This is a genomic window from Streptomyces sp. NPDC096152, assembly GCF_044763235.1.
Lineage (GTDB): Bacteria > Actinomycetota > Actinomycetes > Streptomycetales > Streptomycetaceae > Streptomyces.
In genome coordinates, this window is sequence record NZ_JBIWFW010000001.1 from 506,878 (window position 1) to 521,689 (window position 14,812).

Here is a 14,812-nt window from a genome sequence, read left to right on the forward strand (position 1 = left end):
GGCGCCCCGGCCGCAGCCGGAGCGAGCCCGCCGCGGCCGGTCCGTGATCGTCCGCGACGGCGCTGCCGGTCACAGGTCGAGGTCCGCGCACCCGGTCACAGGTCGAGGTCCGCGTACAGGGCGGCGTGGTCGGAGGCCTCGTCGGCCTTCGACGTCACCGTGTCGAAGGACTTGATGGCCGGCGGCGCCCAGACCCCGCGCCGCTCCACGCCCACGTGCTGCACCCGGTCCCACAGCGGCGGCGGGAACAGCAGGTAGTCGAGCTTGTCGCTCGGCCTGGTGCCCGAGCCGTGGGTGCCGGGGTCGCCCCGGTAGGCGGGGTGGCTCATGGCGTCCCGCAGGCCGGCGTTCGTCAGCGTCCTGATCGGCGGGCTGTCCAGGAAGTCGTTGAGGTCCCCGGCGACCAGCACGTTCGGGGACCGCTCGGCCGCGGCCCGGTAGATCCTCGCGACCTGCTCCGCCTGGGCCAGGCGCAGCTCCGGGTCGTCGCCGGCCTTGCTCTTGAAGTGGTTGCCGAGGACCCACAGGGGCGCCCCGTCCAGTTCGACCTCGAACTCGGGGCAGTCGCGGCTGAACACGGGCCCGCCCGGGTGCTCCGGACTGGTGTCGAAGATGTGCGGGCGGACGGACCGGATCGGGTGCCGGCTGAGGATGCCGACGTCGATGCCGCGGCTGTCGTTGCCGTCGATCAGCATGTTGAAGGGGTAGGGCTGCCTGCCCAGCACCCCGCCCAGGACCTGCGTGTTGAAGCGGTCCAGGGTGAGGCGGTCCTCCACCTCGACGGTGAGCAGGACGTCGGCGTCGATCTCGGCGATCACCCGGCCGGTGTTCTTCACGGCGGCCCAGTCGAGGTCGTCACGCACGAGCTCGGCCCAACCGGCCCAGGTGCCGCGGCCCTTGGCGACGACGCGGATCTCCGGATCGTGCGGGTCGCCGCTCCTGCGGAAGAGCGCCGCGGCGCCGCCCCGGGTCTGGTTGACGTAGATGGGCGGCGGGTCGTGCGGATCGAGGTCGTAGGCCCGGTGCTTCTTGACGAGCGCGGCGATCCGCGCCTTGTCCGCCTCCTGGTAGTCCGCCTTGCCGAGCAGGGAGACCAACTCGTCGAAGTCGTCGAGGACTTCCTTGCGGTGGGCGTCGTCCGGGAGACCGAAGGCCTGGGGGCGGCGGAACAGGTTCTCGGCGTTGAAGGTGGCGATGCGGATGGTCATGGCGCGCCTCCTGCGGCGGCGCATGGGATGCCGCGTGGCCGGCGGCAGGCGCCGCCGGGGTGACTGCTCGCCGACAACATCCATTCTCCGAGCCGGGGCGGACCGTGTCGAATGCGGCGGCGCCGACGATCTTCGTCGCCGACGGGGCGGCCGGATACTGACAAGTGACGAATGACAGATATTGAAATCTGTCATTCGTTATGCCAAGGTGGAGGCATGACGATCCAGACCCGCCCCCTCGGAACCACCGGACCCCAGGTCTCCGCCCTCGGCCTCGGCTGCATGGGCATGTCCGCGCTGTACGGCGACGCGGACCGGACCGAGTCCGTCGCCACCGTCCACGCCGCCCTGGAGGCAGGCGTGACCCTGCTCGACACCGGCGACTTCTACGCCATGGGCCACAACGAGATGCTGATCGGCGAGGCCCTGCGGACCGCCCCCGCGGCCCTGCGCGAACAGGCGCTGCTCAGCGTCAAGTTCGGCGCCCTGCGCGACCCGGACGGCGGCTGGACCGGAGTCGACGGCCGGCCGGCCGCAGTGAAGAACTTCGCCGCCTACTCGCTCCAGCGGCTCGGCGTCGACCACATCGACGTGTACCGGCTCGCGCGCCTCGACCCGGACGTGCCGATCGAGGAGACCGTCGGCGCGATCGCGGAACTGGTCGAGAAGGGGTACGTACGCCACATCGGCCTGAGCGAGGTCGGCGCCGAGACCGTTCGGCGGGCCGCCGCCACCGCGCCCATCGCGGACCTGCAGATCGAGTACTCGCTCATCTCGCGCGGCGTCGAGGACCGCATCCTGCCCACCACCCGCGAACTGGGCATCGGCATCACGGCGTACGGCGTGCTCTCCCGCGGCCTGATCTCCGGGCACTTCGGCCGCGACCGGCAGCTCGCCGCGCACGACTTCCGGGCCCACTCCCCGCGTTTCCAGGGCGAGAACCTCCAGCACAACCTGAACCTCGTCGAGGCGCTGCGCAAGGTCGCCGAGCAGAAGGGCGTGACGGTCGCGCAGATCGCCATCGCCTGGGTGCTCTCCCGCGGCGAGGACATCGTGCCGCTGATCGGCGCCCGCAGCCGGCAGCGGCTCACCGAGGCGCTCGGCGCGCTGGACGTGACCCTGGACGAGGGCGACCTCAGGGCGATCGAGGAGGCCGTGCCGGCCGACGCCGCCGCGGGCGCCCGCTACCCCGAGGCGCAGATGGCACACCTCGACAGCGAGCGCTGACCCGGGCGCCGGGTACGGTCTATGCCATGGCCACCACCGCCGAGACCCTGACCGCCGAACGCATCCTCGAAGCCACCGAGGAGGTGCTGCGCCGCCACGGCCCGGCGAAGGCCACCGTGGTGGACGTGGCCCGCGCGCTCGGCGTCAGCCACGGCAGTGTCTACCGCCACTTCCGCACCAAGGCGGCGCTGCGGGAGGCGGTGACGAAGCGATGGCTGGACCGCACCTCCGAGGCGCTGGCCGACATCGCGGCCGACGGGGACCGTGACCCCGAGGCACGGCTGCGGGACTGGTTCGCGACCCTGTTCGAGGCCAAGCGCCGCAAGGCGGGCGACGACCCCGAGCTGTTCGCCACCTACTCGGTCCTGGTCGGCGAGAACGGCGCGGCGGTCGGTGAGCACCTCGCCGACCTCACCGCCCAGCTGACCCGGATCGTCGCCGCGGGCGCCGACGCCGGCACCTTCACCGCGGCCGACCCGGCCGCCACGGCCCGCGCCCTCTTCCACGCCACGGGCCGCTTCCACGACCCGTGCTACGCGCCGGAGTGGGAACAGGCGGGCATCGAGGCCGAGTTCGAGGCGGTGCTGGACCTGGTCCTGCGGGGGCTGCGGACCTGACCGCGCGGTCACGGGACCGCGGGCACGGGGGCGGGTGACCGGCCCGCCGGTGGTCATCCGCCCCCGCGTCCCTCGGGCCGCGGTGGGGTCCGCCCGGCGCCCGGCGGACCCCCCCGCGGCCCCCCGGCCCCCGGAGCTACCCCACGGTGCGCGGCAGGCGCAGGCTCAGCAGCGCCGTCAGTGCCACGCCCACGAGCTGGACGAGGAGCGTCGCCACCAGCGCGTCCCGCATCCCCAGGCCCGGGACCAGGGAGAGGAACAGGGTGCCCAGCGTGGCCACGCCCAGCGCCAGCGACGACTGCTGAGTGGTGACCATCACCCCGCTGCCGACACCGGCCCGCGCGGCCGGCACCTCGGAGAGGACGATCCGGAAGAGCACCGGCAGCTGGAGCGCCTGGCCCGCGCCGGCCACCGCCGCGCCGGGAAGCAGTGCGGCCGGCCCCAGGTCCGGCCAGTCCCGCCAGGCGGCCAGCGCCAGCAGTCCCACACCCACCGCCTGGATCAGCGCGCCCGCGGTCACCACGCGGGTGCCGTACCGGGCGACCAGCCGCGGCCCGGCGAGCGAGACGAAGAAGAACACGACCGCCATGGGGGCCAGCGTCAGCCCCGCCGGGACCGGACCGAGCCCCGCCCCGCGCTGCAGGGCCACCGCGACCACGAACATGAAGCCGCTGAACCCGATGGAGAACGGCACGATGATCACCAGCCCGCGCCGCAGCGAGGTGAGCGCGAACAGGCTCGGCGGCACCAGCGGCGTACGGCCCTGCCGGTCCGCCCGGCGCTCCACCGCGTAGAACGCGGCCGCCAGGCCCGGGAACGCCGCCAGCGACATCCAGGTCCACAGCGGCCAGCCCGCCGCGCGGCCCTCGGTCAGCGGGACCAGCAGCGCCAGCAGGGACGCCGCCAGCAGGACGGTGCCGGGACCGTCCACCGGCTCCGGGTGCGGGGAGCGGGTCTCAGGGACGGCCCGGGCCCCCAGCATCAGGCCCGCGATCACGAACGGCACGTTCACCAGGAACACCGAGCGCCAGCCGGTGCCCGCGACGTCGGCGGCGACGAGGACGCCGCCGAGGATCTGCCCGGCCACCATGGACAGGCCCGCCGTCGCGCCGTACAGGCCCATCGCCCGGGCCCGGCGGGGGCCCGAGGTGGCCGCCTGGATCGTGGCGAGCACCTGCGGCAGCATCGCGGCGGCCGCCGCGCCCTGCGCCACGCGGGCCGCGACCAGCGACCAGGCGTCCGGGGCGAGCCCGCACGCCAGCGAGGTCAGGCCGAAGGCCGCCATGCCGCAGAGGAAGAGGCGGCGGCGGCCGAACAGGTCGCCGAGCCGGCCGCCGAGGACGAGCAGGACCGCGTATGCCACCCCGTACCCGGCGACGACGAGTTCCAGGACGGACTCGCCCGCCCCGAGGTCCCGGCCGATGGTGGGCAGGGCGACGTTGACGATGAAGAAGTCGATCAGAGGCAGTGCCGCGGCCAGCAGCACCGTGAACAGTCCGAGTCCGCCGAGCGCGGGTGGTGCCACGGGTGACCGGACGGTGCGTGAGGAGATGGTTTCGGTCGTCACGGTCACGAGCCTGCGCCCGCCCTCAGGGTGGTACCAGAGTCTTCTTGTCCTGGTAGCGGGAGTACCTGGAAACAGGCTCAGGGTGCGGGCACTGTGGAACCATGACGACCATGGCCCAGGAGACGCCGGTACGTGAAGCCCAGGCCCCTCGCCCCCCGGAGGCGGCCGCCTCGGCGATCCGGCGGCACGAACTCGCCGCCTTCCTGCGGCACCGCCGCGAGCACATCAGCCCCGAGCGGGTCGGCCTGCCGCGCGGCAGCCGGCGCCGCACGCCGGGGCTGCGCCGCGAGGAGGTCGCGCACCTCTCCGCCGTCGGCGTCACCTGGTACACCTGGCTCGAACAGGCCCGCGACATCCAGGTCTCCGTGCAGGTGCTCGACGCCCTCGCCCGCACCCTGCTGCTCGACCCCAGCGAGCGGGCCCACCTCTTCCAGCTCGCGGGCGCCACGGACCCGACCCCGGCGACCACGTGCCCCTCGGTCACCCCGGCCCTGCGCGCCATCCTGGAGCAGCTCGAACCCATGCCGGCGTGCCTGCAGAACAGCCGCTACGACATCCTCGCCTACAACCGCACGTACTCCCTGCTGCTGTGCGACCTGGACGCGGTGCCGCCGGAGGACCGCAACTGCATGATCCTTTCGTACACGAACGAGGAGTGGCGCTCCTCGATCGTGCACCTGGAGGAGACCACCCGGCTCATGGCCGCCCGCTTCCGCGCCGCGATGGCCGGGCATCTCGGCGAGCCCGCCTGGAAGATGCTGCTCAAGCGGCTGCGCACGGAGTCGGCGGACTTCCGCGCAGCCTGGGACCGGCACGAGGTGGTCGGCGCCCGCACCAAGCGCAAGGAGTTCCGCAACACCCACGTCGGCCGCCTCGTCGTCGACCACACCGACCTGTGGCTGAGCCCGGACGTCGGCCCGCGCATGGTCACGTACGCACCGGCCGACGAGGAGACACGCGAGCGCCTGGAGAAACTGCACGCCATCGCCTCGGCGAGGTGACCCGCTCCACTGGACTCGCGGCCCGCGCCACCGGGGCCGGGGGTGTGCCGGGCGCTGGGCCCCTGCCACGCCCGGCCGCCGGTCGCGCCGCGCCGGTGTGTCGGTCTGCTTGCCGCGCCGGGGCGCCGGACCCTCGCCATGCCTGGTCGCCGGTTGCCGGTTGCCGGTTGCCGGTTGCCGGTTGCCGGTTGCCGGTTGCCGGTTGCCGGTCGCCGGGCTCCCGGGGCGCCGCGACGTCGGCGCGGATACGCCGAGACGCCGGTGCGGCTACGCCGAGACGCCGGTGCGGCTACGCCGAGACGCCGGTGCGGCTACGCCGAGACGCCGGTCGTCTGCCGGATCTCCGCCGACTCCAGGCGCCGGGCCGTCCGCTCGGCGGTGTGCCTGGCCCAGCGTCCGGAGGTCACCGCGCCCAGTGCCAGGACCGCCGCCCCGCACGCCACCAGGACCCACCAGCCCGGCCGCGCGGCCGTCACGAACGTGTCCGCGTACGAGGACGAGCCCACGCCCGCGGCCAGCAGCGCCCCGACCACCGCGACCCCGAGCGTCTGCCCGAGCTGCCGGCTCGTCGAGGCGACCGCCGCGGCGACCCCGGCCTGCGCACGCGGCATACCGGAGACCGCCGTGTTGGTGATGGGCGCGTTGACGAAGCCGAAGCCGATGCCGAACAGGACGTAGCCGACGAAGAGCGCCACGTTCGACGTCTCGGCCTCGAAGGCCGCGAAGAGCACCGCGCTCGCGGTCATCGCGCACCCCGCGACCAGCAGCGGCAGCCGCGGCCCCCGGCTGCCGACCAGCCGTCCGGACAGCGGCGCGCACAGGAACGTCGGCACGGCCATGGGCAGCATCCACAGGCCCGCGTGCAGGGCGTCCAGGCCGCGCACGTTCTGCAGGTACAGCGTGGACAGGAACAGGAAGCCGCCGAGCGCCGCGAACGCGCTGACCGCGATCCCGGTGGCCCCGCTGAACGGCGCGGAGTGGAAGAAGCGCAGGTCGATGAGGGGTTCGGCGCGGCGCGGCTCGTACCACAGCAGGGCGAGCAGGGCCGCGAGCGCCACGGCCGCGAAGGGCAGCACGGTGCCGGGGCCGGCGTCCGGCGCCTCGATGATCGCGTAGGTCAGCGAGCCGAACAGGGCGATCACCAGCACCTGCCCGACCGGGTCGGGGCGGCGGGGCTTCGGCGCCCGCGACTCGGGGACGAAGCGCAGGGTGAGCAGCAGCGCGGCGAGTGCCACCGGCAGGTTGACCCAGAAGATCGAGCGCCAGCCGACCGACTCCACCAGCAACCCGCCCACCAGCGGACCGGCGGCCATGGATATGCCGATCACGGCGCCCCAGGCGCCGATCGCGCGGGCGCGCTCGCGCGCGTCGGTGAAGGTGTTGGTGATGATCGACATGGCGACCGGGTTGAGCATCGAGCCGCCGACCGCCTGGACCATGCGGAAGACGACCAGCAGCTCCAGATCGGGCGCGAGGGAGCACAGCAGCGAGCCGGCGCCGAACACGACCAGGCCCGCTGTGAACACGCGCCGGCGGCCGATCCGGTCCGCGGTGGAGCCCGCGAGCATCAGCAGCGAGGCCAGGACCAGGGTGTACGCATCGATGGTCCACTGCAGGCCGGAGGTGGTGGCGCGCAGCTCGCGCTGCATCGAGGGCAGGGCGACGTTCAGGACGGTGTTGTCCAGGCTCACGATCAGCAGGCTCATGCAGCAGATCGCGAGCACCAGCAGCCGTCGTCGGTGGCTGAGCTCGGGCATGGGGGCCATGGTACGCGATTCAATAGTGCGGTTAACTAATGACTGATACATGATCTTTGCCCGGTGCCCGCCCGGTTGTCCACAGGCCGGGGGGAGCATCCGCCGGCGTACGGGACAATGGAGCAATGTCCACGCCGACCACCACCCCCGTGTCCCCGTTGCAGATCGGCCCGCACACGGTGCGGCCGCCCGTCGTGCTCGCACCGATGGCCGGGATCACCAACGCGCCCTTCCGCACCCTGTGCCGGGAGTTCAGCGGCGGCAAGGGGCTGTTCGTCAGCGAGATGATCACCACCCGCGCCCTGGTCGAGCGCAACGAGAAGACCATGCAGCTGATCCACTTCGACGCGACCGAGAAGCCGCGCTCGATCCAGCTGTACGGCGTCGACCCGGCCACCGTCGGCAAGGCCGTCCGCATGATCGCGGAGGAGGACCTCGCCGACCACATCGACCTCAACTTCGGCTGCCCGGTGCCGAAGGTCACCCGCAAGGGCGGCGGCTCCGCGCTCCCGTACAAGCGGAACCTGCTGCGGGCGATCCTGCGCGAGGCGGTCAGCGGCGCCGGTGACCTGCCCGTCACGATGAAGATGCGCAAGGGCATCGACGACGACCACATCACGTACCTCGACGCCGGCCGGATCGCGGTCGAGGAGGGCGTGACCGCCATCGCGCTGCACGGCCGCACCGCCGCCCAGCACTACGGCGGCACCGCGGACTGGGAGGCGATCGCCCGCCTGAAGGAGCACGTCCCGGAGATCCCGGTGCTGGGCAACGGCGACATCTGGTCGGCCGAGGACGCGGTGCGGATGGTCCGGGAGACCGGCTGCGACGGCGTGGTCGTCGGCCGCGGGTGCCTGGGGCGTCCGTGGCTGTTCGCCGACCTGGTGGCCGCCTTCGAGGGGCGTACGCAGGACGTCGCACGGCCCACGCTGCGCGAGGTCGCCGACGTCATGGTCCGGCACGCCACGCTCCTCGGCGAGTGGATCGGCGACGAGTCACGGGGCGTCATCGACTTCCGCAAGCACGTCGCCTGGTACCTCAAGGGCTTCGCGGTCGGCTCCGAGATGCGCAAGCGGCTCGCCGTCACCTCCTCCCTGGCCGAGCTGCGCGCCGGCCTGGACGAGCTCGACCTCGGCCAGTCCTGGCCCACCGGCGCCGACGGGCCCCGCGGCCGCACGTCGGGCAACAACCGCGTGGTGCTGCCGGACGGCTGGCTGAAGGACCCCTACGACTGCGCGGGCGTCTCCGAGGACGCCGAGCTGGACACGTCCGGGGGCTGAACCCCCTACGAGGCCGAGCACTCACGGGGCCGAGCATCGGGGGCCGAACCGGCCGGCGGCCCAGCCCCCCCCTGCCGGGTCCGGCGCGGTCAGCGCTTCGTCGGGTGCGGCGTGGAGCCGTACGCCGTCAGGAACCGGTCGCGGAAGGCGCTCATCTTCCACACCGGGGCGTCGTGCGCGGGGCGCAGCCCGTCCGACCAGCCCCAGCCGGCGATCTTCCGCAGCACCTTCGGGTCCTTGGCGACGATCGCGCAGGGCACGTCCCGGCTGGCGTGGTCGCCGCTGACCCGGGCGATGGGCTGGTGGTCGCCGAGGAAGACCAGCACGGTGTTCTCGTTGCCGTACCGCTCCAGCCACTGGGTGAGGGCGGTCACCGAGTACTGGACGGACTTGCCGTACTCCTCGCGGGAGCGGGTGGGGTCGGTGATGATGTCCGCCGGCCTGGTGCCCGCCGCCTCGATGCCCTTGTAGACCGAGCCGTCGCCGAGCTGGTCCCAGCCGACCGTCTTCGGGATGGGCGCCCAGGGCTGGTGGCTGGAGGTCAGGATGACGAACCCCATCAGCGGCTTGTCGCGCTTACGTCCGTGCTCCAGGCGCTGGAAGGACTCCAGGGCGTACTGGTCGGGCATGGTGGACCAGCTGAACTTCGGTCCCCTGTAGCCCAGCTGGAAGGCGTTGTAGACCTTGTCCAGGCCGTACCACTTCGCCTCCGGCCAGCCCTTCTGCACTCCCGGCATGACCCCGACCGTTTCCCAGGCGCCGGTCTTCTTGAAGGCGTCGGTGAGGGTGAGGTGGTTCCCGGCGGTCACCGTGCGGTAGCGGTACTGGTTGTCGATCCACAGGCCCGACATGAACGTGGAGTGCCCGAGCCAGCTCCCGCCGCCGTACGTCGCCGACGTCAGCCAGCCGCTCTTGGCGTGGAAGCCCGCCTTGGCGAGAGCCTGGGTACTGGTGTCGAGCGTGCGGTCGACACCGGGCGCCATGATCGGGTCCTCCACGGCGCTGCGGCCGTAGCTCTCGATGAACGTGAAGATCATGTCCTTGCCGCGCAGGTCGGGCACCAGCTCGCTGCCCGGGGTGCCGCCGAACGCGTCCGCCCGCGCCGTCCTCGCGAACTCCCGCTCGTCCCGGATCGTCGAACGCAGCGCCTGCCCGTGGTACTTGAGCATCGCCACCGTGTGCTCGGCGGCCAGCGGGACCCCGCGGACCTCCAGGTTCAGGGACGCGCAGGTCATCCAGAGCGCGCAGAGCAGCAGCAGCCCGCGGGTGGAGCGGGCCCGGTGACGCCCCAGCCAGGTGCCGACGCGGACGACCGCCAGGGCCATCAGCGCCAGCACGGCGAGCACCAGGACGACCAAGCCGCCGGTCGCGAGCAGCGCCACCGTCCGGCCCATCGTGTCGACCAGGTAGGACTGGGCGTCGTCGAGGAGCTGCCAGTCCAGGATCACGTTGAAGCTGCGGCCGAGGTACTGGTTGAACTCGATGTCGGTCAGGTTCAGCACCGTCAGCACGCCGAGCGCCACCCCGCCGAGCGCCGCCACGACCGTCCGCGCCCGCCGCGGCAGCGCGATCAGCAAGGCGGCGCCGAGCAGCGCCTCCACCGGGATACGGGTGAACTCCGCGATCCGGAACTGCTCCCTCTTGTTCGGCAGCAGCAGTGCGACGAGGACCACGGCCAGGGCCAGTCCGGTGAGCGCTACGGAGAGCCCCCGGGCGGCCACCGGATGCCCGGCCTTCCACCCAACCCAGGCCCGCCGGACGGCCCGGGGCCGGAGCGCGCGCAGGAAGCGGAGGGGGCTGGGAGCGGGGGAGGCGTCGGCCGGGCCGGGTACGCCTTCGGCTGCGTCGGCCGGGGCCGCTCCGTCTTCCGCGGCTTCGGCCGCGACGGGCTCGCTCCGGACTTCGCCGCCCGGGGCGGGCTCGCCTTCGGTTCCGTCGGCCACGAGCCGCCCGCCGTCCGGTCCGTCGGCCGGGGCGGGTCGGTCTTCCGCGGCGTCGGCCGCGACGGGCTCGCCCTGGGCTTCGCCGCTCGGGGCGGGCGTCCTTCCGGCCGCGTCGCCCGCTGCGGCGACCTTGTCTTCGGTCGACGGGGCAGCGGTCTTGTCGCCGGTCGCCGGGGCGACGGTCACGTCTCCGGTCGACGAGGCAGCAGCCTCGTCCCCGGTCGCTGGGGCAGCAGCCTCGTCCCCGGTCGCCGGGGCAGCGGCCTCGTCTCCGGTCGCCGCCGCGGCGGTCTTGTCTTCGGTCGTCTCCGCTTCCGGCCTGGTCGCTTCGGTCGTCTCCGCTTCCGGCCCGGTCGCTCCGGTCGCCTGGGGCGCCCCCGCCGTCACGGCCGTTTCGGCTTTCCCGGCCGCGTCGGTCGTCGCGGCCGCTGCCGCTTCTTCGGTCGCCTCCGCTTCCGGCGCCCGGGTATCGGGCGCCCCGCCCGCCGGGTTTCCGCCCTCCGGTTTCCCGTGCTCCGGTTTCCCGGCCGTCGGTGGCCCTTCCGGTGGCAGGACTTCGGCCTCGCCCGCCCCGGCCGTACCCGATGACTGGCGTGTACTCGTGTGCTGAGGCACCCCGGAGGTCCTTCCGTGCGACGTGGCGAAGCGGCGGGCCACGCTGGGGAGGAGGGGCCCGCCGCACTCCCGTACGGCCTGCCCGCCGCCCCTGTTCACGGCACTCGGCAAACACCCGGCAAACGACCGGCCGACCGTGACACCTACGCGCCTCCCACCGCCGTGAGCAGGGCCAGGGGGGCCGAGGCCGAGCGGGACTCGCGGACGCAGGCGTGCGGGTAGGGGACCGGTTCGGCGTGCGTGTCGCGGCCGTAGCCCGCGAGCACCTCGGGGAGCCGGTGGCCGGTGGCGGTCGCCGCGTCGACCAGGCCGTGGGCGACGGTGCGCGCCTCGTCGTGCAGGCCGTAACGGGCGAGCCCCAGCGCGATCAGCGCGTTGTCGTGCGGCCACACCGAGCCGCGGTGGTACGACAGCGGGTGGTACGCGGGCTGCCCGGCCGCCAGTGTCCGTACGCCCCAGCCGGAGAAGAAGTCCGGCTCCAGCAGCCTGCGCCCCACGGCCTCCCCGTACTCCTTGTCCAGCAGCCCCGACCACAGCAGATGCCCGGCGTCCGAGGCCAGCGCGTCCACCTGGCGGCCCTGGCCGTCCAGCGCCAGCGCCGGGAATGACCGGTCCGGCATCCAGAAGTCCCGCTGGAAGCGGTCCCGCAGATCACCGGCCGCCTGTTCGAGCAGCGCCGCGTAGACCTCGTCCTCCCACGCCGTGCGCGCGATCCAGGCGGTGCGGCGCAGCGCGTCGTACGCGTACCCCTGGGCCCCCGCCGCCATCACCGGGCCGGAGGCGCGGGTGCCGTCGGCCGAGCAGATGGCGCCGGGGGAGTCCTTCCAGTTCTGGTTGGCGAGGCCGCCCCGGTCGGCGCGGTAGACGAGGTAGCCGCGCGAGGTCAGTCCGCCGTGGTCCAGCATCCAGCCGATCGCGGCGCGGGCGTGCGGTTCCAGGCGGCGGGCCAGCGCCGTGTCGCCGGTCCGCTCCACGTACGCGCCCAGCAGGACGAGGAACAGCGGGGTGGCGTCGACCGAGCCGTAGTACCGCCCGAACGGCACCTGGCCGAAGTGCGCCAGCTCCCCCTGTCGCACCTCGTGCACGATCTTCCCCGGCTGGGCGACCGACCGCGTGCTGGTCTCCCCGGCCTGGGTGGCGGCCAGGGCGAGCAGCGTGGCGGCGGCCGGCCGGGGGTGGTGGGGCAGCACGAACAGCGAGGTGAGCAGGGCGTCGCGGCCCAGCAGGGTGAGGAACCAGGGGGCTCCGGCGGCCGGCACCCGCAGCTCCTCGCCGTCGGGACCGGCCGCCGGGACCTGGAGCGCGGCCAGGTCCGCGAGGCCGCGGGCGCAGGCCGCCGCCAGCTCCGGCCAGCCGGTCGGGAAGGCCACGCCCTCCACGAACGCGCCCTCCAGGGATCGGAGTTGCTCGGTGACGGCGGAGGGGGAGCGCGGCACCCGCACGGCCCGCCGGTCCCCGTGCGGCCGGGCCATCACCCGCAGCGTCAGCTCCGCCGTGCCGTGCGGTGCCAGCTCCAGCGTCCACACCAGGCGGCGGGCGCCGGTGCCGGTCTCCTCCACGCCGTCCGGGGCGGGGTCGGCGGTCACCGTCGTGCAGGACCGCCACTCGCCGCGCCGGTAGCGGAACTCCACCCCGTCGACCAGGATCTGACGGGAGCGCACGATGCCGGTCTTGGCGTAGGTGCGGTGGTCGGCGCGCAGCTCGAACTGGTCGGCGAAGTCGGCGTCGGCGGTGACCGCGAGGCGGACCGTCGTGGCCACCGGGCGGTTGCTGGTCACCCGCAGGCACTCCACGAACGCGCTGTCGGCGACGGCCTGTTCGCGGAAGAGCGTGTACGCCGGCGGCTCGCTGCGCCCGCCGCGCGGCACCAGCACGCAGCGCGCGGCGTCCCCGTCCCCGACCGGCGCCAGCGCCTGCGGGACCGCCCCGTCGACGGTGAGCTGCCAGCGGCTCAGATGCCGGGCGTCGCGCACGAACAGCCCGTCCGGGGAGCTGCCGCCACGTACGCCGCTGATGTCCCCGCCGTCGCCCACGGCGGCGAACGTCGTGCCGTGCACGAGCAGATGATGCCGGTCCGTCATCCCCGGTCCCCTCCCTTGACGTCCTGGGCTGCCTCGTCTTGCCTGCCGAACGTGCCGGTGCCCGTGGGGGACACGGCGTGTCCCAGGGGCTCGTGCAGCAGGTCGAGCGTGAGCGCGGCGGTCCAGCCGAAGCCGAGCGCCCCGCAGGCCTCGCCGGTGTACGGGTCGACGTACTCCGCGAAGCCGGTCGTGTCCGCGGTGCGCAGGGCCGCGTCCCGCAGCGCGTCGGCCGTCTCCCGCTCGCCGTGCACCCGCAGCCCGCGCTCCACCAGCCAGCACGTGTTGAACCAGGCCGGCCCCCGCCAGTAGCGGTGCGGGTCGAAGGCCTCGCCGAGCAGGTCGTAGCTCGGGACGAGGCGGGTGCTGGTGCCCAGCCCGAAGTGCGGCCCGCGCAGGGTGCGCACCAGCGCGGCGGCGACCTCGCGGGGCAGGTCCGGCAGCAGCAGGGGGACGAGGCCGGACACACCGCGCTCGGGGATCGGCCGCCCGGTGCGCACGTCCCGGCAGAGGAAGATGCCCTCGGCCGGGTCCCACAGCCGCCCGATCAGCGCCGCGGTCAGCCGCTCGGCGCGCGCGTGCCGGGCCGTGCCGGTCGCGCCCAGTTCGCGGGCGATCCGCGCCAGCGCGTGTTCCGAGGCGATCAGCAGGGCGTTGAACGCCGGGTCCTCGACCGCGAAGGCGCCCGCCCCGTCGGTGTAGGCCCGGTTCCGGTAGTCCGCCGCCAGCCGCACGTACCGCCCGTAGTCCAGGTCGGTCGGCCGGTCCTCCGGGGCGCCGTGGTCGAGGTCGGCGCGGCGGAAGGAGCGGGCCGGGGCCGGGGTGACCCGGGAGAGCGGGGCGTCCCAGCAGGGGCTGTTGTCCATGCCCTGCTCCCAGGGGTGCACGACGGAGGCGAGCCCGCCGCCGCCCAGGTCGCGTCGGTGCAGCAGATAGCGGTGCCAGGCCGCGAGCCGCGGGTGCGCCCGGGCCAGGAAGCCGCGGGCGCGGGACAGCCCCGGGTCGGCGCAGTGCACCAGCCAGGCCGCCAGCGCGTGCACCGGTGGCTGCACGATGCCCGAGGTCTGTACGGTGCGCGGGGCGCCCGCGGCGCGCCCGGCAGTCGACGAGCGCCAGAAGTCGGGGCTCGGGAAGTAGGCGTCGAGGGGCACGGAGGGGTTGAAGACGATGTGCGGGATCCGCCCGTCGCCCCACTGGGCGTCCAGCAGCGTCTCCAGCTCCGTCTGGGCCCGTAACGGGGAGATGTGCCGCAGGCCGACGGCGATGAACGCGGAGTCCCAGGACCACTGGTGCGGATACAGCCCGCGCGAGGGGACCGTGGAGCCGCCCGTCCAGTTGTCCTCCAGCACCCGGGCGGCCCTGACGTGCAGCGGATCCGGGACGGAGGGGGGATCGTATGCGACGGCGGGCGCGGTGTGCCCGTCGTGGCGGGCGGTGAGTTGGGCGGTGCGATCCACTCGGGGCTCCCCGAAAGACGTCCGGCCCGACCGGTTCGGTCATGGCCACCGTAGAGTTACGT

10 protein-coding genes are annotated in these 14,812 nt (G+C 73.9%); 4 read left to right on the top strand and 6 right to left on the bottom strand.

The features are described from left to right. Nucleotides 1-95: 95 nt before the first annotated feature. Entirely contained in the window at nt 96-1,208 is a 1,113-nt protein-coding gene (locus tag ACIQ9G_RS02240; protein WP_403604964.1) for an endonuclease/exonuclease/phosphatase family protein, read from the bottom strand. A 216-nt stretch (nt 1,209-1,424) separates the two neighbouring features. Between ACIQ9G_RS02240 and ACIQ9G_RS02245 the strand changes: the two genes are divergently transcribed. Beyond that, nucleotides 1,425-2,435 carry an aldo/keto reductase gene (locus ACIQ9G_RS02245; protein ID WP_403604967.1) on the top strand — a complete coding sequence of 337 codons (1,011 nt, stop codon included), beginning with the start codon at nt 1,425-1,427 and terminating at the stop codon, nt 2,433-2,435. 26 nt (nt 2,436-2,461) lie between these two features. Beyond that, a complete protein-coding gene (locus tag ACIQ9G_RS02250; RefSeq protein ID WP_403604970.1) occupies nt 2,462-3,052 on the top strand; it encodes a TetR family transcriptional regulator in 591 nt (196 codons plus the stop codon). A gap of 136 nt (nt 3,053-3,188) precedes the next feature. Here ACIQ9G_RS02250 and ACIQ9G_RS02255 read toward each other — a convergent pair whose 3' ends face one another. After that, nucleotides 3,189-4,619 carry an MFS transporter gene (locus ACIQ9G_RS02255; RefSeq protein WP_403604973.1) on the bottom strand — a complete coding sequence of 477 codons (1,431 nt, stop codon included), beginning with the start codon at nt 4,617-4,619 and terminating at the stop codon, nt 3,189-3,191. 110 nt (nt 4,620-4,729) lie between these two features. On the opposite strand from ACIQ9G_RS02255, the gene ACIQ9G_RS02260 reads away from it, so the two are divergent. Beyond that, on the top strand, nt 4,730-5,620 hold the full coding sequence (locus ACIQ9G_RS02260; RefSeq protein WP_403606733.1) for a helix-turn-helix transcriptional regulator: 891 nt from the start codon (nt 4,730-4,732) through the stop codon (nt 5,618-5,620). Nucleotides 5,621-5,931: 311 nt separating this feature from the next. Here ACIQ9G_RS02260 and ACIQ9G_RS02265 read toward each other — a convergent pair whose 3' ends face one another. Next, nucleotides 5,932-7,377, bottom strand: coding sequence for an MFS transporter (locus ACIQ9G_RS02265; protein ID WP_403604976.1), 1,446 nt, complete (start codon nt 7,375-7,377; stop codon nt 5,932-5,934). Nucleotides 7,378-7,502: 125 nt separating this feature from the next. Here ACIQ9G_RS02265 and dusB point away from each other — a divergent pair, with 125 nt between their 5' ends. Next, complete coding sequence (gene dusB / locus ACIQ9G_RS02270) at nt 7,503-8,657, top strand: tRNA dihydrouridine synthase DusB (protein ID WP_403604979.1); 1,155 nt, start codon at nt 7,503-7,505, stop codon at nt 8,655-8,657. A gap of 89 nt (nt 8,658-8,746) precedes the next feature. On the opposite strand, the gene ACIQ9G_RS02275 is transcribed toward dusB, so the two are convergent. The 3 genes from ACIQ9G_RS02275 to ACIQ9G_RS02285 form a co-directional block, all read right to left on the bottom strand. After that, nucleotides 8,747-10,441 (bottom strand): CDP-alcohol phosphatidyltransferase, encoded by a 1,695-nt coding sequence (locus ACIQ9G_RS02275; protein WP_403606736.1) that lies wholly within the window; start codon nt 10,439-10,441, stop codon nt 8,747-8,749. A gap of 917 nt (nt 10,442-11,358) precedes the next feature. Further along, complete coding sequence (locus ACIQ9G_RS02280; RefSeq protein WP_403604982.1) at nt 11,359-13,296, bottom strand: glycogen debranching N-terminal domain-containing protein; 1,938 nt, start codon at nt 13,294-13,296, stop codon at nt 11,359-11,361. Next, nucleotides 13,293-14,750 carry an MGH1-like glycoside hydrolase domain-containing protein gene (locus ACIQ9G_RS02285; RefSeq protein WP_403604985.1) on the bottom strand — a complete coding sequence of 486 codons (1,458 nt, stop codon included), beginning with the start codon at nt 14,748-14,750 and terminating at the stop codon, nt 13,293-13,295. Before ACIQ9G_RS02285 ends, ACIQ9G_RS02280 begins: the two co-directional genes overlap by 4 nt. Between the last annotated feature and the right edge of the window lie 62 nt (nt 14,751-14,812).